Raw genomic sequence first — 15,994 nt, 5'->3', positions numbered from 1 at the left:
CCCCTCCAGCCGAGCCAGTCTGTCACGCCCGGTGGGGGGTGGGTGAAATCGGCGTCAGCGTCCGCCGAATGGGACGCCCAGCTCCGCGAGCCGCGCCCGGCCACCGTCGACGGCGGTGAGGACCCAGGCACCCTGCGGGGTCACGGTGAAGGTGTGCTCGAAGTGGGCCGACATGGAGCTGTCGACCGTCGCGACCGTCCACTCGTCCTCGAGCAGCTCGGTGTGCTTGCTGCCGAGGGTGACCATGGGCTCGACCGCCAGCGCGAGGCCCTCGACGATCGAGGGGCCGCGGCCGCGGCGGCCGTAGTTGGGCACGTTGGGGGGCATGTGCATCTCGGTGCCGATGCCGTGCCCGGTGTAGTCCTCGAGGATGCCGTAGCGGCCCTGCGAGCGGACGTAGGTCTCGATCGCGTGGCTGATGTCGGTGACCCGGCCGTCGAGCCGCGCCGCGGCCATGCCGCGCCACAGGGACTCCTCGGTCACCCGCAGCAGCTCGCGCACGTCGTCGGCGACCTCGCCCACCGGGACGGTGATCGCCGCGTCGCCGTGCCACCCCTCGACGATCGCGCCGCAGTCGATGGAGATCACGTCGCCCTCGGCCAGGACGCGGGGTCCGGGGATGCCGTGGACGACCTCGTCGTTGACCGAGGCACAGATCGTGGCCGGGAACGGCGGGTGGCTGTATCCCTTGAACGACGGGATGCCGCCGTGGTCGCGGATGTGGGTCTCGGCGAGGGTGTCGAGCTCGAGCGTGGTGACGCCCGGACCCGTGGCCTGCCGGAGCAGCTCGAGGGTCTCCCCCACGAGCCGTCCGGCGACGCGCATCAGGTCGATCTGCTCGGGGGTCTTGATCTCGATCCCGCGGTCGCGGAAGCCCATGGGGCCGCTCAGCTCTGCGGGATCTCGTCGAGCGCGGCGAAGATGCGGGCCGTCACCTCGTCGACCTCGCCCATCCCGTCGACCTCGATGAGGATGCCCCGCTCGCGGTAGACCCCGATGAGCGGCTCGGTCTGCTCGGCGTAGACCTCCTGGCGGCGCCGGATGACGTCCTCGGTGTCGTCGGCGCGGCCGTCGGTCTGCGCGCGCTGGAGCAGGCGCTGGACGAGCTCCTCGGGGTCGACGGTCAGCACGACCACTGCGTCGAGCTGGTGCCCGGTGAACCCGATCATCCCGTCGAGCTCGGTGACCTGGGCCAGGGTGCGCGGGTAGCCGTCGAGCAGGAAGCCCGGCGCGGCGTCGGGCTCGTCGATCCGGTTGCGCACCATGTGGTTGGTGACCTCGTCCGGGACGTACTCGCCGGCGTCCATGAAGCGCTTGGCCTCGACACCGAGCGGGGTGCCCTGGGAGACGTTGGCGCGGAAGATGTCACCGGTCGAGATGGCCGGCACGCCGAAGTGGTCGGCGACGAACCGGGCCTGGGTGCCTTTGCCCGCCCCCGGCGGGCCCATGAGGATGAGTCTCATTAACGCAGGAATCCTTCGTAGTTGCGCTGCTGGAGCTGGCTCTCGATCTGCTTCACCGTGTCGAGCGCGACACCCACCATGATGAGGATCGACGTGCCGCCGAACGGGAAGTTCTGGTTGGCCTGGATCATCGCGAACGCGATGAGCGGCACCAACGAGATCAGGCCGAGGTAGAGAGCTCCAGGGAACGTGATGCGGGACAGGACGTAGGACAGGTAGTCCTCGGTCGGCTTGCCCGCCCGGATCCCGGGGATGAAGCCGCCGTACTTCTTCATGTTGTCCGCCACCTCGACTGGGTTGAAGGTGATCGAGACGTAGAAGTACGTGAAGAAGATGATCAGCAGGAAGTACATGAGCATGTAGAGCGGGTGATCGCCACCGACGAGGTAGGTGCCGATGAAGTCCAGGACCGGGTTCTTGCTGTCCGGGTTGAACTGCACGGCCATCGCGGGCAGGTAGAGCAGCGACGAGGCGAAGATGACCGGGATGATGCCGGCCTGGTTGACCTTGAGCGGGATGTAGGTCGAGTTTCCGCCGAACATCTTGCGGCCGACCATGCGCCTGGCGTACTGCACCGGGATGCGGCGCTGCGCCTGCTCGATGAAGATGACGGCTGCGACCAGGACCAGTCCGATGATCATCACGATGCTGAACACGACCCAGCCCTTGGAGGTCTGGACGCTCCACAGCGACGCCGGGAAGGTGGCGACGACCTGGGTGAAGATGAGGATCGACATGCCGTTGCCGATGCCGCGGTCGGTGATGAGCTCGCCGAGCCACATGATGACCGCGGTGCCGGCGGTCATGGTGATGACCATGACCAGGAAGGTCATCGTGCCGTCGTCGTGCAGCAGGTCGCGGTCACAGCCCTGCAGCAGGGCCTTGTTGCGCGCCAGGGCCACGATGCCGGTGGCCTGCAGGACCGCGAGGCCCAGCGTGAGGTAGCGGGTGTACTGGGTGATCTTCGCCTGGCCGGCCTGGCCCTCCTTCTTCAGAGCCTCGAGCCGCGGGATCACCACGACGAGCAGCTGCAGGATGATGGAGGCCGTGATGTAGGGCATGATCCCCAGCGCGAAGATGGTGAGCTGGAGCAGCGCACCACCCGAGAAGAGGTTGATCAGGCTGTAGAGCCCGCCCTCCTCCAGGTCGCTGATGCAGGCCTGGACGTTGGCCACGTGGACACCCGGGGTGGGCACCTGAGAGCCGAGCCGGAAGATCGTCACGATCAGCAGGACGAACAGCAGCTTGCGCCGCAGGTCCGGAGTCCGGAAAGCGTTGGCGAAGGCGCCTAGCACTGGTTCCTCTTTCGTAAGGGTGCCCGGCCTGGTGGGGCGGGCGGACGAGGGACCCTCACCGTCGTACGGCGGAGGGCCCGGGGAAGCCTAACAAGTCGTTGGAGCGACCCGCTCCCCCGCTAACGACGAAGGCCCGGCCGACAGTTCCCACTGTGCGGCCAGGCCTTCACCGGATGATGCGAGTGTGCGGCGTCACGCCACGGTCGCGGTGCCGCCTGCGGCCTCGATCTTCTCCTTGGCGGAGGCCGAGAACGCGTCGACGCTGACCTGGACCGGGACCGAGATGTCGCCCTGGCCCAGCACCTTGACGGGCTGGCCCTTGCGGACCGCGCCCTTGGCGACGAGGTCGGCGACGGTCACGGCGCCACCCTCGGGGAAGAGCTCCCCGAGGCGGTCGAGGTTCACGACCTGGAACTCCACGCGGAAGGGGTTCTTGAAGCCCTTCAGCTTGGGCAGGCGCATGTGGATCGGCATCTGGCCACCCTCGAAGGCAGCCGGGACCTGGTAGCGCGCCTTGGTGCCCTTGGTACCGCGGCCGGCGGTCTTGCCCTTGGAGCCCTCACCGCGACCCACACGGGTCTTGGCGGTCTTGGCACCCGGAGCGGGACGCAAGTGGTGCAGCTTGAGCGTCATGTCACTCCACCTCCTCGAACGTCACCAGGTGACGGACAGTGTTGATCATGCCCCGGATCTCCGGGCGGTCTTCCTTCACGACGACGTCGCCGATCCGCTTCAGACCGAGGGAACGAAGCGTCTCGCGCTGGTTGGCCTTGATGCCGACCAGGCCGCGCTTCTGCTGGACCTTGAGCTGTGCCATTACTGCTGCACCCCCGCCGTCGCCTCGAGCTGGCCCTCGGCGCGCGCCTTCAGCAGCGCGGCCGGGGTGACGTCCTCGACGCGCATGCCGCGGCGAGCAGCCACGGCCTCGGGCTCCTCGAGCATCCGCAGCGCCTCGACGGTCGCGTGGACGATGTTGATCTGGTTGGACGAGCCGAGCGACTTGCTCAGCACGTCGTGGATGCCGGCGCACTCGAGCACGGCGCGCACCGGGCCACCGGCGATGACGCCGGTACCGGGAGCGGCGGGACGCAGCAGGACGACGCCCGCGGCCTTCTCGCCCTGGACCGGGTGCGGGATGGTGCCCTGAATGCGGGGGACCTTGAAGAAGTGCTTCTTGGCCTCCTCGACACCCTTGGCGATCGCCGCGGGGACTTCCTTGGCCTTGCCGTAGCCGACGCCGACCAGGCCGTCGCCGTCACCGACGATCACGAGGGCGGTGAAGCTGAAGCGACGACCACCCTTCACGACCTTGGCGACTCGGTTGATCGCCACGACTCGCTCGATGTAGACAGACTTCTCGGCCTGGCCACGACCGTTGTCGCGTCCGCGACGGTCGCCCGAGCCACCGCTGCGCTGTCCGCGCTGGGCTCCGCTCATGAGATGTGCTCCATATCTAAGTTCTCTCTCTGGTCGCGTGAGGCGATCAGAAGGACAATCCGCCCTCGCGGGCGGCATCGGCGAGGGCCGCGATGCGACCGTGGTACTTGTTGCCGGCGCGGTCGAAGACGACGTCCTCGATGCCCGCAGCCTTGGCCCGCTCGGCGACGAGCTCGCCGACGCGCTTGGCCTTGGCGGTCTTGTCACCGTCGGTGCCACGGACGTCGGCCTCCATGGTGGAGGCGTAGGCCAGCGTGGCGCCCTGCAGGTCGTCGACGACCTGCACCGAGAGGTGCTTGGCCGACTTGGTCACGACCAGGCGCGGACGCTCGGCAGTGCCGTGGATCCGCTTGCGGCCACGCGCCTGACGACGCAGGCGCGCACGGACGCGGTTCGCGGTGTGCTTGTTGTTGCTCAGCGAGATCGCCATGTCACTTACCGGCCTTTCCGACCTTGCGGCGGATGTGCTCGCCGGCGTAACGAACACCCTTGCCCTTGTAGGGCTCGGGCTTGCGCAGCTTGCGGATCTTGGCCGCAACCTCGCCGACCAGCTGCTTGTCGATGCCGACGACACCGAGCTTGGTGGGGCCCTCGACGGTGAAGGTGATGCCCTCCGGGGCGTCGAAGATGATCGGGTGCGAGTAGCCGAGCTGGAACTCCAGCTGGGTCGGCCCCTTCGGCAGGACGCGGTAACCCACGCCCACGATCTCGAGCTTCTTCTCGTAGCCCTCGGTGACACCCACCACCATGTTGTTGATGAGGGTGCGGGTCAGGCCGTGGAGCGAGCGGCTCTCACGCTCGTCGTTGGGACGCTGCACCTCGAGGATGCCGTCCTCGCCCTTGGCGACCGTGATCGGCGCGGCGATGGTGTGCGACAGGGTGCCCTTGGGGCCCTTGACGGTCACCAGCGACTGGTCGATCGCGACGTCGACACCGGACGGGACCGCGATGGGGAGCTTGCCAATGCGCGACATGCTTCTCTCTCTTCCTGGTCTCAGTAGGTCCGGGTCACCAGACGTAGGCGAGGACTTCGCCGCCCACGCCCTTCTGGTTCGCCTGACGGTCGGTCAACAGTCCCTGCGACGTCGAGATGATCGCGACGCCGAGTCCACCGAGGACCTTGGGCAGGTTGGTGCTCTTGGCGTAGACACGCAGGCCGGGCTTGCTGATGCGGCGCACGCCGGCGATCGAGCGCTCCCGGTTGCGGCCGTACTTCAGCGTCACGGTCAGCGTCTTGCCGACGGCGGGCTCGCCCTCGGCGTCGACGTTGTCGGCGACGTCGTAGGAGGTGATGTAGCCCTCCTGCTTGAGGATCTCCGCGAGGCCGGCCTTCATCTTGCTGTAAGGCATCGACACCACGTCGTGGTACGCCTGGTTGGCGTTGCGCAGACGCGTGAGCATGTCTGCGATCGGGTCAGTCATCGTCATGATGTGGTTCTTTCTCGTCGTGGTTTCCTCAGGCACACGGCCTGGGGACCTTCAACGTGTGTGAGGTGATTACCAGGAGGACTTGGTGACGCCGGGCAGCTCGCCGCGGTGGGCCATCTCCCGCAGGCAGATGCGGCACAGGCCGAACTTGCGGTAGACGGCCTTGGGGCGACCGCAGCGCTGGCAGCGGGTGTAGCCGCGGACAGCGAACTTCGGCTTGCGGGCGGCCTTGACCTTGAGCGCAGTCTTCGCCATGTCAGTTCTCCTTGAACGGGAAGCCGAGCTGCTTGAGCAGCGCCCGACCCTCGTCGTCGTTGGTGGCGGTGGTCACGACGGTGATGTCCATACCGCGCGACCGGTCGATCCGGTCCTGGTTGATCTCGTGGAACATGACCTGCTCGGTGAGACCGAAGGTGTAGTTGCCGCGACCGTCGAACTGCTTGGGCGAGAGGCCGCGGAAGTCACGGATGCGGGGCAGCGCCAGCGACAGCAGGCGGTCCAGGAACTCCCACATGCGGTCACCGCGCAGCGTGACGTGCGCGCCGATCGGCATGCCCTCGCGCAGCTTGAACTGCGCGATGGACTTGCGGGCCTTCGTGACGGCCGGCTTCTGACCGGTGATCGCGGTGAGGTCGCGGATCGCGCCCTCGATCAGCTTGGAGTCGCGAGCAGCCTCACCGACGCCCATGTTGACCACGATCTTCACCAGGCCGGGGACCTGCATGATGTTGGCGATCTCGAACTCGGTGCGCAGCGCGGGGACGATCTCCTCGCGGTAGCGCGCCTTCAGACGCGGAATCTCGGTGGTGGTCTCAGCCATCTCAGATCTCCTTGCCGGTCTTGCGGGACACGCGGACCGAGCGGCTGGCGGCGTAGGTCGAGCCGTCGGGACGGCGCTTGGTGACCTCGTCGCGGCGGAAGCCGACGCGGGTGACGCCGTCGTCCTCGACGAGCATCACGTTGGAGACGTGGATGGGCGCCTCGCGGGTGATGATGCCGCCGGTGGTGTTGGTCTGCTGCACGGACTTGGTGTGGCGCTTGACGAGGTTGACACCCTCGACGATCACGCGGTCCTCCTCGCGGAGCACCGAGATGACCTTGCCCTGGGCACCCTTGTCCTTGCCGGCGATCACCTTGACGGTGTCACCCTTCTTGATGTTCATGTTCTTCGTCATGTCTCAGAGCACCTCCGGCGCGAGCGAGATGATCTTCATGAAGCGCTTCTCGCGCAGCTCGCGGCCGACAGGGCCGAAGATGCGGGTGCCACGCGGCTCGCCGTCGTTCTTGAGGATGACGGCGGCGTTCTCGTCGAAGCGGATGTAGGAACCGTCGGCGCGGCGACGCTCCTTGACGGTGCGCACGACCACGGCCTTGACGACGTCGCCCTTCTTGACGTTGCCACCGGGGATCGCGTCCTTGACGGTGGCGACGATGACGTCACCGATGCCGGCGTAGCGACGGCCAGAGCCACCGAGAACACGGATGCAGAGGATCTCCTTCGCACCGGTGTTGTCGGCGACCTTGAGTCGCGACTCCTGCTGGATCATTGGTTTCTCCTGGTTGTCGAGCTGGTTCTCGCCCTCTCAGCGGAGAGCGAGCCTGGCCGAACTGATGTGTGGAAATGGAGCTCGAGGCCGATGGGCCTCAGGTCACTTGGCCTTCTCGAGGACCTCGATGAGCCGCCAGCGCTTCGTGGCGGACAGCGGACGGGTCTCCATGATCAGGACCCGGTCGCCGATGCCGCACTGGTTGGTCTCGTCGTGCGCCTTCAGGCGCGAGGTCTTGCGCAGCACCTTGCCGTAGAGGGCGTGCTTCACGCGGTCCTCGACAGCGACGACGATGGTCTTGTCCATCTTGTCGCTCACGACGAGGCCCTCACGGACCTTGCGCTGGTTGCGCTCGACTGCGTTCTCGCTCATGCCTTCGCCTCTTCGTTGTTCGCGCCCGGGGTGCTGCGGATCCCGAGCTCGCGCTCGCGGACGACCGTGTAGATACGGGCGATGTCCTTCTTGACCGTGCGGAGCCGGCCGTGGCTGTCCAGCTGGCCGGTGGCCGCCTGGAATCGGAGGTTGAACAGCTCCTCCTTGGCCTCGCGGAGCTTCGCCTCCAGGTCGGTGGCGTTGAGCTCGTCGAGCTCGTGGGCGTTCAGCTTGGTAGCCATCAGAATTCACCGGCCTCACGGGAGATGAACCGGCACTTCATCGGGAGCTTGTGCATCGCGCGGCGCATGGCCTCACGAGCAGTCACCTCGTCGACACCGGAGAGTTCGAACATGACGCGGCCGGGCTTGACGTTGGCCACCCACCACTCGGGGGAGCCCTTGCCGGAACCCATGCGGGTCTCGGCCGGCTTCTTGGTCAGCGGACGGTCGGGGTAGATGTTGATCCACACCTTTCCACCACGCTTGATGTGACGGGTCATGGCGATACGGGCCGACTCGATCTGTCGGTTGGTCACGTAGTGACCCTCGACCGCCTGGATGCCGAAGTCACCGAAGGCCAGCGAGGTGCCGCCCTTCGCAGTACCACGGCGCTTGGGGTGGTGCTGCTTGCGGTGCTTGACGCGACGGGGCATCAACATGAGGTCAGGCCTCCTGTCCGGTGCTCGGTGCCGCCTCGGCAACCGGAGCCGCTGAAGTCTCAGCGCCCTCGGTGCGAGGAGCGCGGTCGCCGCGCGAGCCACGGCTCGGACGGTCACCGCCACGGGTGTTGGGACGACCGCCGCGACCGGGAGCACCGGCGCGGGCAGCCTGCTGGGCCTGGCGCTCGGCACGGGTGCCGGCGACCTCGCCCTTGTAGATCCAGACCTTCACGCCGATGCGACCGAAGGTCGTGCGGGCCTCGTAGAAGCCGTAGTCGATGTCGGCGCGGAGCGTGTGCAGGGGCACGCGGCCCTCGCGGTAGAACTCCGTGCGCGACATCTCGGCGCCGTTGAGACGACCCGAGCACTGGATCCGGATGCCCTTGGCACCCGAGCGCATCGAGGTCTGCATCGCCTTGCGCATCGCGCGGCGGAACTGCACGCGGCCCGAGAGCTGCTCGGCGACGCCCTGGGCGACCAGCTGCGCGTCGATCTCGGGGTTCTTGACCTCGAGGATGTTCAGCTGCACCTGCTTGCCGGTGAGCTTCTCGAGCTCGCCGCGGATGCGGTCGGCCTCGGCGCCGCGGCGACCGATGACGATGCCGGGACGCGCGGTGTGGATGTCCACACGGACGCGGTCACGGGTGCGCTCGATCTCCACCTTGGAGATGCCAGCCCGCTCCATGCCCTTGGAGAGCAGCTTGCGGATGGCGACGTCCTCACCGACGTACGACTTGTAGAGCTTGTCGGCGTACCAACGGCTCTTGTGGTCGGTGGAGATGCCCAGGCGGAAGCCGTTCGGGTTGATCTTCTGGCCCATCAGGCACCCTTTCCGTTCTTGCCCTGCTTGGTGGTCAGCGCGTCGGCCGGCTGCACCGCGAGGGTGATGTGGCTGGTGCGCTTGTTGATACGGGTCGCGCGGCCCTGGGCACGCGGGCGCCAGCGCTTCATCGTGGGACCCTCGTCGACCATCGCGACGCTGAGCACCAGGTCGGCCCGGTTGAGCCCCTCGGTGGTCTCGGCGTTGGCGACGGCGCTCTCCAGCACCTTGTAGACGGTCTCGGAGGCGGCCTGCGGCGCGAACTGCAGCAGGGTCAGGGCCTCGTCGACCTGGAGGCCGCGGACCATGTCGACGACACGGCGGGCCTTCATCGGGGTGATCCGCACGTAGCGTGCGCTGGCGAACGCGCCCGGCTGGTCGCCGAGCAGCGACTCGCGGCGCGCACTGGTGCGGCTGCGCTCGGTGGTGCTCATCGACGGCGTCCCTTCCGGTCTTCCTTCACGTGCCCGCGGTAGGTGCGGGTCGGGGCGAACTCCCCGAGCTTGTGGCCGACCATCGAGTCGGTCACGAAGACGGGGACGTGCTTGCGACCGTCGTGCACGGCGATGGTGTGGCCGATCATGTCGGGCACGATCATCGACCGGCGGGACCAGGTCTTGATGACGTTGTGCGAGCCCTTCTCGTTCTCGGCGTCCACCTTCTTCTGGAGGTGGCCGTCCACGAAGGGGCCCTTCTTGAGGCTACGAGGCATGTCGGTTACTTCCTACCCTTGCCGGACTTGCGACGACGGATGATCTGGGAGTCGCTGGCCTTGCGCTTGCGCGTACGGCCCTCGGGCTTGCCCCAGGGGGAGACCGGGTGGCGACCACCGGAGGTCTTGCCCTCACCACCACCGTGCGGGTGGTCCACCGGGTTCATGACGACACCGCGGACGGTCGGGCGCTTGCCCTTCCAGCGCATGCGGCCGGCCTTGCCCCAGTTGATGTTCGACTGCTCGGCGTTGCCGACCTCGCCGACGGTGGCGCGGCAGCGCACGTCGACGAAGCGCATCTCGCCCGACGGCAGGCGCAGCGTGGCGCGGCTGCCCTCACGGGCGACCAGCTGGGCGGAGTTGCCGGCGGACCGGGCGAGCTTCGCCCCGCCGCCGGGACGCAGCTCCACGCAGTGGATGGTCGTACCGACCGGGATGTTGCGCAGCGGCAGGTTGTTGCCGGGCTTGATGTCGGCGTTGGGGCCGGACTCCACGGCGGTGCCCTGGGTCAGGTCCTTCGGCGCGACGATGTAGCGCTTCTCGCCGTCGGCGTAGTGCAGCAGCGCGATGCGAGCGGTGCGGTTGGGGTCGTACTCGATGTGAGCGACCTTGGCCGGCACGCCGTCCTTGTCGTAGCGACGGAAGTCGATGACGCGGTAGGCGCGCTTGTGACCGCCACCCTGGTGACGCGTGGTGATGCGTCCCTGGTTGTTGCGGCCGCCCTTCTTGGGCAGCGGGCGCGTCAGCGACTTCTCCGGCGTGGTCCGGGTGATCTCGACGAAGTCGGCCACGGACGAGCCACGACGGCCCGGAGTGGTCGGCTTGTACTTGCGGATAGCCATATCAGTTCCTATTCAGGAGCCCGGTCAGGAGACCGGACCTCCGAAGATGTCGATGCGGTGACCCTCGGCGAGGCTGACGATCGCGCGCTTGGTGTTGGGACGCTTGCCCATGCCGTAGCGGGTGCGACGCGTCTTGCCCTGGCGGTTGATCGTGTTGACCGAGGTGACCTTGACGTCGAAGACCTTCTCGACCGCGATCTTGATCTCGGTCTTGTTGGCGTCCGGGTGGACGATGAAGGTGTACTTGTTGGCGTCGAGCAGGCCGTAGCTCTTCTCCGACACGACCGGGGCGATCAGGATGTCGCGGTGGTCCTTGTGCAGGGTGCTCACTTGTCGTCCTCCTTGGCACGGGTGAGGCCGGCAGCCTCGGCGTCCTCGACGGACTTGAACCAGAAGTCACCGGCGGTGACGTCGTAGCCGGCGTCGCCCTCGACGAGGTAGGTGCCGGCCTGCTGGCCGAGGACCTCGTAGCCCTTCGGGTTCTTGCCGCTCTTGAGCGGCGCCTTGGCGCCCTCGGGGAGGACCGGCTCGTCGGCGGAGTCGTCGGCCTGGGCCGGGGTCTCCTCGACCGTGGAGGTCTTCTCGACCTTGGCGGCCGGGGCGGCGGAGGCGCCACCGACGCTGGTGCCGTTCACGAAGGCGTCGTAGGCACCCTGGGTGAAGACCACGTCGTCGGCGTTGAGCACGTCGTAGGTGTTGAGCTGGTCGACGGCGACGATGTGGACCTCGGGCGCGTTGCGCAGCGAGAGCCAGGTGATCGCATCGGTGCGCTCGAGCACCACGAGGTAGCCCACGCGGTCGGTCAGCGAGGTCAGCGCGGCCAGTGCGGCCTTGGTGGAGGGCTTGTCACCCGACACCAGGGCGTCGACCACGTGGACGCGGTCGTTGCGGGCCCGGTCGGAGAGGGCACCGCGCAGGGCGGCGGCCTTCATCTTCTTGGGGGTGCGCTGGTCGTAGCTGCGCGGCTGCGGGCCGTGGACGGTGCCACCGCCGGCGAACTGCGGAGCGCGGGTCGAGCCCTGACGGGCGCGGCCGGTGCCCTTCTGCTTGTAGGGCTTGCGGCCACCGCCGCGGACCTCGCCGCGGGTCTTGGTGGCGTGCGTGCCCTGACGCGCAGCAGCCTGCTGGGCCACGACGACCTGGTGGATCAGGGGGATGTTGACCTCGACGTCGAAGATCTCGGCGGGGAGGTCGACCTTGACGGTCTTGACAGCCATGCTCAGGCCTCCTGCGTCTTCTTGGCGGCCGAGCGAAGGACCACGAGACCACCCTTGGGGCCGGGAACGGCACCCTTCAGGAGGATCAGGCCCTTGTCGGCGTCGACGGCGTGCACCGTCAGGTTCTGGGTGGTCACCGTGTCGTTGCCCATGCGGCCCGCCATGCGGGTGCCCTTGAACACGCGACCCGGGGTGGCGCAGGCGCCGATGGAGCCCGGCTTGCGGTGGTTGCGGTGCGCGCCGTGCGAGGCGGAGACACCGTGGAAGCCGTGACGCTTCATGACACCGGCGAAACCCTTGCCCTTGCTGGTGCCCGTGACGTCGATCTCCTCGCCGGCGGCGAAGGTGTCGACGCCGAGCTCCTGGCCCACGGTGTAGGCGGCAGCGTCCGCGGTGCGGATCTCGACGAGGTGGCGGCGGGGGGTGACCCCGGCCTTGGTGAAGTGACCGGCGTCGGGCGAGTTCACCTTGCGGGCCTCGATCTCGCCGAAGCCGACCTGGATGGCGTTGTAGCCGTCCACCTCGGGCTGGCGGACCTGGGTGACCACGTTGGTGCTCGCGGCGATCACGGTCACGGGGACGACCTGGTTGTTCTCGTCCCAGAGCTGGGTCATGCCGAGCTTGGTGCCCAGCAGGCCCTTCACGTTGCGTTCGAAAGTCTTAGCCATGTCGCGCCTCAGAGCTTGATCTCGATGTCGACACCGGCAGGCAGGTCGAGACGCATCAGCGAGTCGACGGTCTTCGGCGTCGGGTCGATGATGTCGATCAGGCGCTTGTGGGTGCGCATCTCGAAGTGCTCGCGGGAGTCCTTGTACTTGTGGGGCGAACGGATGACGCAGTACACGTTCTTCTCGGTCGGCAGCGGCACAGGGCCGGCGACCTTCGCACCCGTACGGGTGACGGTGTCCACGATCTTCCGCGCCGAGGTGTCGATCACCTCGTGGTCATAGGCCTTGAGCCTGATGCGGATCTTCTGTCCCGCCATAGGTCCCTGTCCTCTTCGATCTCGTACGCCTGGTCTGGTTTCGGCTCTCAGCCCCTGGTGGGCGAGCGCCGCCTGTTTCTCCTCCACCCTCCGACCCCCGCGGTCGGGCGTGTCGCGCTGATGACTCTCAACACGACCCCGAAGGGAGGCGGTGATGCTCTGGGTGGCACCCGACGGTTGTCGGATCTGGTCGGGTCTCCGATCACCATGTGACCCGGTGCAACGCACGCAGACGACTGGCTCGATCAAGGAGACGCGATTCAGAAGTCAAGATGTGTGCCGCACCCCGGCGACCCGCCGGAGCAACCGGAACATCTTGACAGACCCGATGCGCCCACGCCAAATCGGAACCACGGGCGGCCCGCTCCGGGGTGGGTCACTCCCCCGGCCGACCCGTGGCGAAGGCCATCAGACGCCGTCCGAGGCGGGTCACGGACCCGCCGACCGGGTCGACGAGCAGCTCCCAGCCGTGCCCCGACCGGCCCGGGAGGAAGCGTACGCCAGCAGCCCGGGCGAGCGCGCGGGCGTCGACGAAGGCGGCCCTGCCGTCGCTGGGCGCCATCACCACGAGCCCGGTCCGGGGGAGGTCGTCGGCCAGCGTGGCGAGCTCGACACCGTCCCACGACGACGGACCGCTGACGTCCGCCCACGCGTCGACCTCGGCGCCGGCCGCGGCGGCGATCACCGTCAACGAGCCGCCCATCGACGTCCCGAGGAGGACCACGCGGTCCGCCCCGAGGTCCCGGCGGGCGAGCCGTGTCGCCGCGGCCACCTCGTTGAGCGGGTCCGCGTCGGCCTCCGCCGTGCACGCCGTGTCGCCGTAGCCGCACGGGTTGAGCAGCAGGGAGGTGATCCCCGCGTCCTCCGCGGCGGCGTGGGCCCAGCGACCCCAGCCGCACATGCCGCCGATCTGCGGCAGCAGGACGGCGACGGTCGCACTCTCCTGCGGACCGATGCGGGCGGCCTCGACGTCCCCGCCGCTCGCGCCGGGGAGGGTGAGGGCCTCGAGGTCGGCGTCCTCCGGGATGGCGGAGAGGCAGCGCTCGCGCAGCGCGGCGGTCGGGTCCGGCGCGGAACCGCCCCGGGGCGGCTCCTGCTCCCCCGCCGAGCAGCCCGTCGCCGCGAGGACGAGCGCGGCCACCCACGCTCCCCCACGTCCGGTCGCTCGCACGGCACGAGGATAGGAAGCGCGGGCGCAGTGGTCGAGGTCCTACGCTCTCGCGCATGTCGACCGTGCTGCGCACCCTGTGGGACTTCGACGACCCGGCGGGGAGCGAGCAGCGCTTCCGCGCGCTGGCCGAGGAGTCGGACGAGCCGGTGGCGAGCCGGGCGCTCACCCAGGTCGCCCGCGCGCTGGGGCTCCAGGAGAAGTACGCCGACGGGCACGCCGTCCTCGACGGCCTCTCCCCCACCGACGCTGACGCCCGGGTGCGGGTCGCCCTGGAACGGGGACGCCTGCTCCGCTCGTCGGGCGACGGTGGCGCCGCGCTGCCCCTCTTCCACGAGGCCGCGGCCGAGGCCCGCACCGCCGGCCTCGAGGAGCTCGAGGTCGACGCGCTGCACATGGTCGCGCTGGTGGTCGACCCGGCCGACCGGATGGCGGCGCACGAGGCCGCACTCGAGCGAGCCCGGTCCGCGAGCGACCCCGCCGCCCGGGACTGGGACGCCTCCCTGCTCAACAACATCGGCATGGCGCACGCCGACGCCGGTGAGCACGCCGCGGCACTGGTCGCCTTCGAGGACGCCCTCGAGGCACGTCGACGCATCGGCGACGTGTCGCGCATGCGGGTGGCGCGCTGGATGGTGGCGTGGTCGCTGCGCCACCTCGGCCGGGTCGAGGAGGCCCGGGCCATGCAGCGTGCCCTGAAGGCGGAGCTGGAGGCCGCCGGGGAGCACGACCCCTACGTCGACGAGGAGCTCGGGCTCCTCGGGTAGCCCCTTGCCTCCCCCGAGCGACGGACCTACCGTCGGAGCATGGCCGGCGTGGTCGCTGTCGTCGTCTGCACGCTGATGCTCGGCATCGCGTTCGGCCTCTTCCTGTGCCAGCGCGAGCTCGAGCGGGCCTGGCGTCGGGTCCGTGACCGGGTGGCTCCGCACCCGGACGGGCCGACCGGACCTGCGATCGAGGACGTCGCGCGGTCGCTGCGCCGCCTGCGTCCGCAGGTGCTGGCCCCCGCTCCCGGCACGACGATGGCGCGCCGGCGCGGCACCACGATGGCGTACGACGACCTGCTCGGCGAGGCCGCGCGCGCCCTGGCGGTGCCCAACGCGCTGAGCGGGATGCCGGAGGGGACCGACCGCGACGCCGAGCGACTACGGCTCGAGCACCTCCTGCGCGAGGCGGGGCTGGCCCTCGACTGAGCGGCGGTAGAGCAGGTCGGTGATGTCGCGGCCCACGTCGCGGCCCTTGCGCTCGAAGCGGGTCATCGGGCGCTCGTCCCAGCGCTCCACCCGTCCACCCTCCAGGGTCGGCTCGGCGTCGAGCACGCTGATCATCTGCTGGGCGTAGTGCTCCCAGTCGGTGGCCAGCCGCCAGGCGCCGCCGGGCACCAGGCGCGAGGACGCGAGCGCGGCGTTGGCGGGGTTCACCAGGCGGCGCTTGTGGTGCTTGGTCTTGCGCCACGGGTCGGGGAAGAAGGTCCAGATCTCGCTCAGGCTCCCTGGTGCGACCAGGTGCTCCAGCGACCAGACCGCGTCCACCGCGCAGAACCGCACGTTGTCGGCGCCGGCCTCCGCGACCCGCCCGAGGGAGTCGGCGATGCCGGGACGCCAGACCTCGAGCGCGAGGATGTCGTGGTCGGGACGGGCAGCCGCCAGGGCCGCCGTCGCCTCGCCGATGCCAGGACCGATCTCCACGATCAGCGGCGCCTCCCGGCCGAACCACTCGGCGAGGTCGAAGCCGGGGCGGTCGACGGCCTCGTCGGGGATCACCCAGTCGGCGTGGTGGGCGGCCCACGCCTCCGCCTGCCGCGGCGTGAACCGGCTGCCGCGACGCGAGTACGTCAGCACCTCGCGCATGCGGCGCCCGTCCTCGGTCAGCTTGAGGTGCGGGCGAGCAGGCCGTACGACGTCGTTCACAGTGCCATTTTGCGCTCGCTCCGCTCGCGCGTGTTCGGCGCCCCTGAAGACGTCGTCTTCCCTCCTCGCTCCCAACCTGCCTCGCTTCGCTCGTCGCGCTTGCTCGCTCGACGCTCCTATGGATCGTCAAGCGCTGG

General features: G+C 68.9%; 28 protein-coding genes. 2 read left to right on the top strand and 26 right to left on the bottom strand.

From position 1 onward, the window contains the following. Nucleotides 1-54: 54 nt before the first annotated feature. From map to ASC64_RS05705, 25 genes are all read right to left on the bottom strand, one after another. Entirely contained in the window at nt 55-879 is an 825-nt protein-coding gene (gene map, locus ASC64_RS05825) for a type I methionyl aminopeptidase (RefSeq protein WP_056906607.1), read from the bottom strand. Nucleotides 880-887: 8 nt separating this feature from the next. Further along, the gene (locus tag ASC64_RS05820) at nt 888-1,463 is read right to left on the bottom strand and encodes an adenylate kinase (protein ID WP_056906606.1); all 576 of its coding nucleotides are present in this window, start codon (nt 1,461-1,463) and stop codon (nt 888-890) included. Further along, nucleotides 1,463-2,758 carry a preprotein translocase subunit SecY gene (gene secY, locus ASC64_RS05815; RefSeq protein WP_056906605.1) on the bottom strand — a complete coding sequence of 432 codons (1,296 nt, stop codon included), beginning with the start codon at nt 2,756-2,758 and terminating at the stop codon, nt 1,463-1,465. Before secY ends, ASC64_RS05820 begins: the two co-directional genes overlap by 1 nt. A gap of 192 nt (nt 2,759-2,950) precedes the next feature. After that, nucleotides 2,951-3,391 (bottom strand): 50S ribosomal protein L15, encoded by a 441-nt coding sequence (gene rplO, locus ASC64_RS05810; protein ID WP_056906604.1) that lies wholly within the window; start codon nt 3,389-3,391, stop codon nt 2,951-2,953. 1 nt (nt 3,392) lies between these two features. After that, entirely contained in the window at nt 3,393-3,575 is a 183-nt protein-coding gene (gene rpmD, locus ASC64_RS05805) for a 50S ribosomal protein L30 (RefSeq protein WP_056906603.1), read from the bottom strand. Beyond that, on the bottom strand, nt 3,575-4,195 hold the full coding sequence (gene rpsE, locus ASC64_RS05800) for a 30S ribosomal protein S5 (RefSeq protein ID WP_056906602.1): 621 nt from the start codon (nt 4,193-4,195) through the stop codon (nt 3,575-3,577). The genes rpmD and rpsE overlap by 1 nt, the downstream gene beginning before the upstream one ends. Before the next feature lie 46 nt (nt 4,196-4,241). Next, a complete protein-coding gene (rplR, locus tag ASC64_RS05795; RefSeq protein WP_056906601.1) occupies nt 4,242-4,625 on the bottom strand; it encodes a 50S ribosomal protein L18 in 384 nt (127 codons plus the stop codon). Between the two features lies 1 nt (nt 4,626). Further along, nucleotides 4,627-5,169 (bottom strand): 50S ribosomal protein L6, encoded by a 543-nt coding sequence (rplF, locus tag ASC64_RS05790; RefSeq protein ID WP_056906600.1) that lies wholly within the window; start codon nt 5,167-5,169, stop codon nt 4,627-4,629. A gap of 34 nt (nt 5,170-5,203) precedes the next feature. Further along, complete coding sequence (rpsH, locus tag ASC64_RS05785; protein ID WP_056599706.1) at nt 5,204-5,623, bottom strand: 30S ribosomal protein S8; 420 nt, start codon at nt 5,621-5,623, stop codon at nt 5,204-5,206. Nucleotides 5,624-5,692: 69 nt separating this feature from the next. After that, nucleotides 5,693-5,878: a type Z 30S ribosomal protein S14 gene (locus ASC64_RS05780; protein WP_011757321.1), complete on the bottom strand. Its 186-nt coding sequence runs from the start codon at nt 5,876-5,878 to the stop codon at nt 5,693-5,695. A 1-nt stretch (nt 5,879) separates the two neighbouring features. Beyond that, nucleotides 5,880-6,443, bottom strand: coding sequence for a 50S ribosomal protein L5 (gene rplE, locus ASC64_RS05775; protein ID WP_056906599.1), 564 nt, complete (start codon nt 6,441-6,443; stop codon nt 5,880-5,882). Between the two features lies 1 nt (nt 6,444). Then, complete coding sequence (gene rplX, locus ASC64_RS05770; RefSeq protein WP_056906598.1) at nt 6,445-6,798, bottom strand: 50S ribosomal protein L24; 354 nt, start codon at nt 6,796-6,798, stop codon at nt 6,445-6,447. A gap of 3 nt (nt 6,799-6,801) precedes the next feature. After that, complete coding sequence (gene rplN / locus ASC64_RS05765) at nt 6,802-7,170, bottom strand: 50S ribosomal protein L14 (protein WP_056599693.1); 369 nt, start codon at nt 7,168-7,170, stop codon at nt 6,802-6,804. Between the two features lie 102 nt (nt 7,171-7,272). Next, nucleotides 7,273-7,542: a 30S ribosomal protein S17 gene (gene rpsQ / locus ASC64_RS05760; protein ID WP_056906597.1), complete on the bottom strand. Its 270-nt coding sequence runs from the start codon at nt 7,540-7,542 to the stop codon at nt 7,273-7,275. Further along, entirely contained in the window at nt 7,539-7,784 is a 246-nt protein-coding gene (rpmC, locus tag ASC64_RS05755; protein WP_056906596.1) for a 50S ribosomal protein L29, read from the bottom strand. Before rpmC ends, rpsQ begins: the two co-directional genes overlap by 4 nt. Further along, the gene (rplP, locus tag ASC64_RS05750) at nt 7,784-8,203 is read right to left on the bottom strand and encodes a 50S ribosomal protein L16 (protein WP_056906595.1); all 420 of its coding nucleotides are present in this window, start codon (nt 8,201-8,203) and stop codon (nt 7,784-7,786) included. Before rplP ends, rpmC begins: the two co-directional genes overlap by 1 nt. Nucleotides 8,204-8,207: 4 nt before the next feature. Next, nucleotides 8,208-9,023 carry a 30S ribosomal protein S3 gene (rpsC, locus tag ASC64_RS05745; RefSeq protein ID WP_056906594.1) on the bottom strand — a complete coding sequence of 272 codons (816 nt, stop codon included), beginning with the start codon at nt 9,021-9,023 and terminating at the stop codon, nt 8,208-8,210. Further along, entirely contained in the window at nt 9,023-9,457 is a 435-nt protein-coding gene (rplV, locus tag ASC64_RS05740) for a 50S ribosomal protein L22 (RefSeq protein WP_056906593.1), read from the bottom strand. The genes rpsC and rplV overlap by 1 nt, the downstream gene beginning before the upstream one ends. Continuing rightward, complete coding sequence (gene rpsS, locus ASC64_RS05735) at nt 9,454-9,735, bottom strand: 30S ribosomal protein S19 (protein ID WP_056906592.1); 282 nt, start codon at nt 9,733-9,735, stop codon at nt 9,454-9,456. The genes rplV and rpsS overlap by 4 nt, the downstream gene beginning before the upstream one ends. Before the next feature lie 5 nt (nt 9,736-9,740). Next, entirely contained in the window at nt 9,741-10,577 is an 837-nt protein-coding gene (gene rplB / locus ASC64_RS05730; RefSeq protein ID WP_056906591.1) for a 50S ribosomal protein L2, read from the bottom strand. 24 nt (nt 10,578-10,601) lie between these two features. After that, nucleotides 10,602-10,907, bottom strand: coding sequence for a 50S ribosomal protein L23 (gene rplW, locus ASC64_RS05725; RefSeq protein ID WP_056906590.1), 306 nt, complete (start codon nt 10,905-10,907; stop codon nt 10,602-10,604). Next, a complete protein-coding gene (gene rplD, locus ASC64_RS05720) occupies nt 10,904-11,794 on the bottom strand; it encodes a 50S ribosomal protein L4, sunset domain variant (protein WP_056906589.1) in 891 nt (296 codons plus the stop codon). The genes rplW and rplD overlap by 4 nt, the downstream gene beginning before the upstream one ends. Nucleotides 11,795-11,796: 2 nt before the next feature. After that, on the bottom strand, nt 11,797-12,462 hold the full coding sequence (rplC, locus tag ASC64_RS05715) for a 50S ribosomal protein L3 (RefSeq protein WP_056906588.1): 666 nt from the start codon (nt 12,460-12,462) through the stop codon (nt 11,797-11,799). Between the two features lie 8 nt (nt 12,463-12,470). Further along, nucleotides 12,471-12,779 carry a 30S ribosomal protein S10 gene (gene rpsJ, locus ASC64_RS05710; RefSeq protein WP_008360994.1) on the bottom strand — a complete coding sequence of 103 codons (309 nt, stop codon included), beginning with the start codon at nt 12,777-12,779 and terminating at the stop codon, nt 12,471-12,473. A gap of 376 nt (nt 12,780-13,155) precedes the next feature. Further along, entirely contained in the window at nt 13,156-13,950 is a 795-nt protein-coding gene (locus tag ASC64_RS05705) for an alpha/beta hydrolase family protein (RefSeq protein WP_156385043.1), read from the bottom strand. A gap of 53 nt (nt 13,951-14,003) precedes the next feature. Between ASC64_RS05705 and ASC64_RS05700 the strand changes: the two genes are divergently transcribed. Both ASC64_RS05700 and ASC64_RS05695 read left to right on the top strand, forming a co-directional pair. Further along, a complete protein-coding gene (locus ASC64_RS05700; RefSeq protein ID WP_056906586.1) occupies nt 14,004-14,714 on the top strand; it encodes a tetratricopeptide repeat protein in 711 nt (236 codons plus the stop codon). Between the two features lie 39 nt (nt 14,715-14,753). After that, the gene (locus ASC64_RS05695; protein ID WP_056906585.1) at nt 14,754-15,140 is read left to right on the top strand and encodes a hypothetical protein; all 387 of its coding nucleotides are present in this window, start codon (nt 14,754-14,756) and stop codon (nt 15,138-15,140) included. On the opposite strand, the gene trmB is transcribed toward ASC64_RS05695, so the two are convergent. Continuing rightward, nucleotides 15,093-15,857 (bottom strand): tRNA (guanosine(46)-N7)-methyltransferase TrmB, encoded by a 765-nt coding sequence (trmB, locus tag ASC64_RS05690; protein WP_056906584.1) that lies wholly within the window; start codon nt 15,855-15,857, stop codon nt 15,093-15,095. The two genes, ASC64_RS05695 and trmB, sit on opposite strands and share 48 nt — an antisense overlap. Nucleotides 15,858-15,994: the final 137 nt, after the last annotated feature.

Origin of the sequence: Nocardioides sp. Root122 (assembly GCF_001425025.1) — a bacterium.
Lineage (GTDB): Bacteria > Actinomycetota > Actinomycetes > Propionibacteriales > Nocardioidaceae > Nocardioides.
The sequence above is the reverse complement of the archived record's forward strand: the minus strand, read 5'-3'. Positions and strand labels throughout refer to the sequence as shown.

What these genes read in the sequence shown, in the direction of transcription:
- rplC (WP_056906588.1), bottom strand. Translation starts at nt 12,462, where the DNA reads ATGGCTAAGACTTTCGAACGCAACGTGAAGGGCCTGCTGGGCACCAAG.
- rpsC (WP_056906594.1), bottom strand. Translation starts at nt 9,023, where the DNA reads ATGGGCCAGAAGATCAACCCGAACGGCTTCCGCCTGGGCATCTCCACC.
- ASC64_RS05700 (WP_056906586.1), top strand. Translation starts at nt 14,004, where the DNA reads ATGTCGACCGTGCTGCGCACCCTGTGGGACTTCGACGACCCGGCGGGG.
- rplX (WP_056906598.1), bottom strand. Translation starts at nt 6,798, where the DNA reads ATGACGAAGAACATGAACATCAAGAAGGGTGACACCGTCAAGGTGATC.
- rplP (WP_056906595.1), bottom strand. Translation starts at nt 8,203, where the DNA reads ATGTTGATGCCCCGTCGCGTCAAGCACCGCAAGCAGCACCACCCCAAG.
- rplE (WP_056906599.1), bottom strand. Translation starts at nt 6,443, where the DNA reads ATGGCTGAGACCACCACCGAGATTCCGCGTCTGAAGGCGCGCTACCGC.
- rpsH (WP_056599706.1), bottom strand. Translation starts at nt 5,623, where the DNA reads ATGACGATGACTGACCCGATCGCAGACATGCTCACGCGTCTGCGCAAC.
- rplB (WP_056906591.1), bottom strand. Translation starts at nt 10,577, where the DNA reads ATGGCTATCCGCAAGTACAAGCCGACCACTCCGGGCCGTCGTGGCTCG.
- rplV (WP_056906593.1), bottom strand. Translation starts at nt 9,457, where the DNA reads ATGAGCACCACCGAGCGCAGCCGCACCAGTGCGCGCCGCGAGTCGCTG.
- rplN (WP_056599693.1), bottom strand. Translation starts at nt 7,170, where the DNA reads ATGATCCAGCAGGAGTCGCGACTCAAGGTCGCCGACAACACCGGTGCG.
- map (WP_056906607.1), bottom strand. Translation starts at nt 879, where the DNA reads ATGGGCTTCCGCGACCGCGGGATCGAGATCAAGACCCCCGAGCAGATC.
- rplD (WP_056906589.1), bottom strand. Translation starts at nt 11,794, where the DNA reads ATGGCTGTCAAGACCGTCAAGGTCGACCTCCCCGCCGAGATCTTCGAC.
- rplF (WP_056906600.1), bottom strand. Translation starts at nt 5,169, where the DNA reads ATGTCGCGCATTGGCAAGCTCCCCATCGCGGTCCCGTCCGGTGTCGAC.
- rplO (WP_056906604.1), bottom strand. Translation starts at nt 3,391, where the DNA reads ATGACGCTCAAGCTGCACCACTTGCGTCCCGCTCCGGGTGCCAAGACC.
- rplR (WP_056906601.1), bottom strand. Translation starts at nt 4,625, where the DNA reads ATGGCGATCTCGCTGAGCAACAACAAGCACACCGCGAACCGCGTCCGT.
- rpmC (WP_056906596.1), bottom strand. Translation starts at nt 7,784, where the DNA reads ATGGCTACCAAGCTGAACGCCCACGAGCTCGACGAGCTCAACGCCACC.
- ASC64_RS05780 (WP_011757321.1), bottom strand. Translation starts at nt 5,878, where the DNA reads ATGGCGAAGACTGCGCTCAAGGTCAAGGCCGCCCGCAAGCCGAAGTTC.
- rpsJ (WP_008360994.1), bottom strand. Translation starts at nt 12,779, where the DNA reads ATGGCGGGACAGAAGATCCGCATCAGGCTCAAGGCCTATGACCACGAG.
- rpmD (WP_056906603.1), bottom strand. Translation starts at nt 3,575, where the DNA reads ATGGCACAGCTCAAGGTCCAGCAGAAGCGCGGCCTGGTCGGCATCAAG.
- ASC64_RS05820 (WP_056906606.1), bottom strand. Translation starts at nt 1,463, where the DNA reads ATGAGACTCATCCTCATGGGCCCGCCGGGGGCGGGCAAAGGCACCCAG.
- rpsQ (WP_056906597.1), bottom strand. Translation starts at nt 7,542, where the DNA reads ATGAGCGAGAACGCAGTCGAGCGCAACCAGCGCAAGGTCCGTGAGGGC.
- rpsE (WP_056906602.1), bottom strand. Translation starts at nt 4,195, where the DNA reads ATGAGCGGAGCCCAGCGCGGACAGCGCAGCGGTGGCTCGGGCGACCGT.
- ASC64_RS05695 (WP_056906585.1), top strand. Translation starts at nt 14,754, where the DNA reads ATGGCCGGCGTGGTCGCTGTCGTCGTCTGCACGCTGATGCTCGGCATC.
- rpsS (WP_056906592.1), bottom strand. Translation starts at nt 9,735, where the DNA reads ATGCCTCGTAGCCTCAAGAAGGGCCCCTTCGTGGACGGCCACCTCCAG.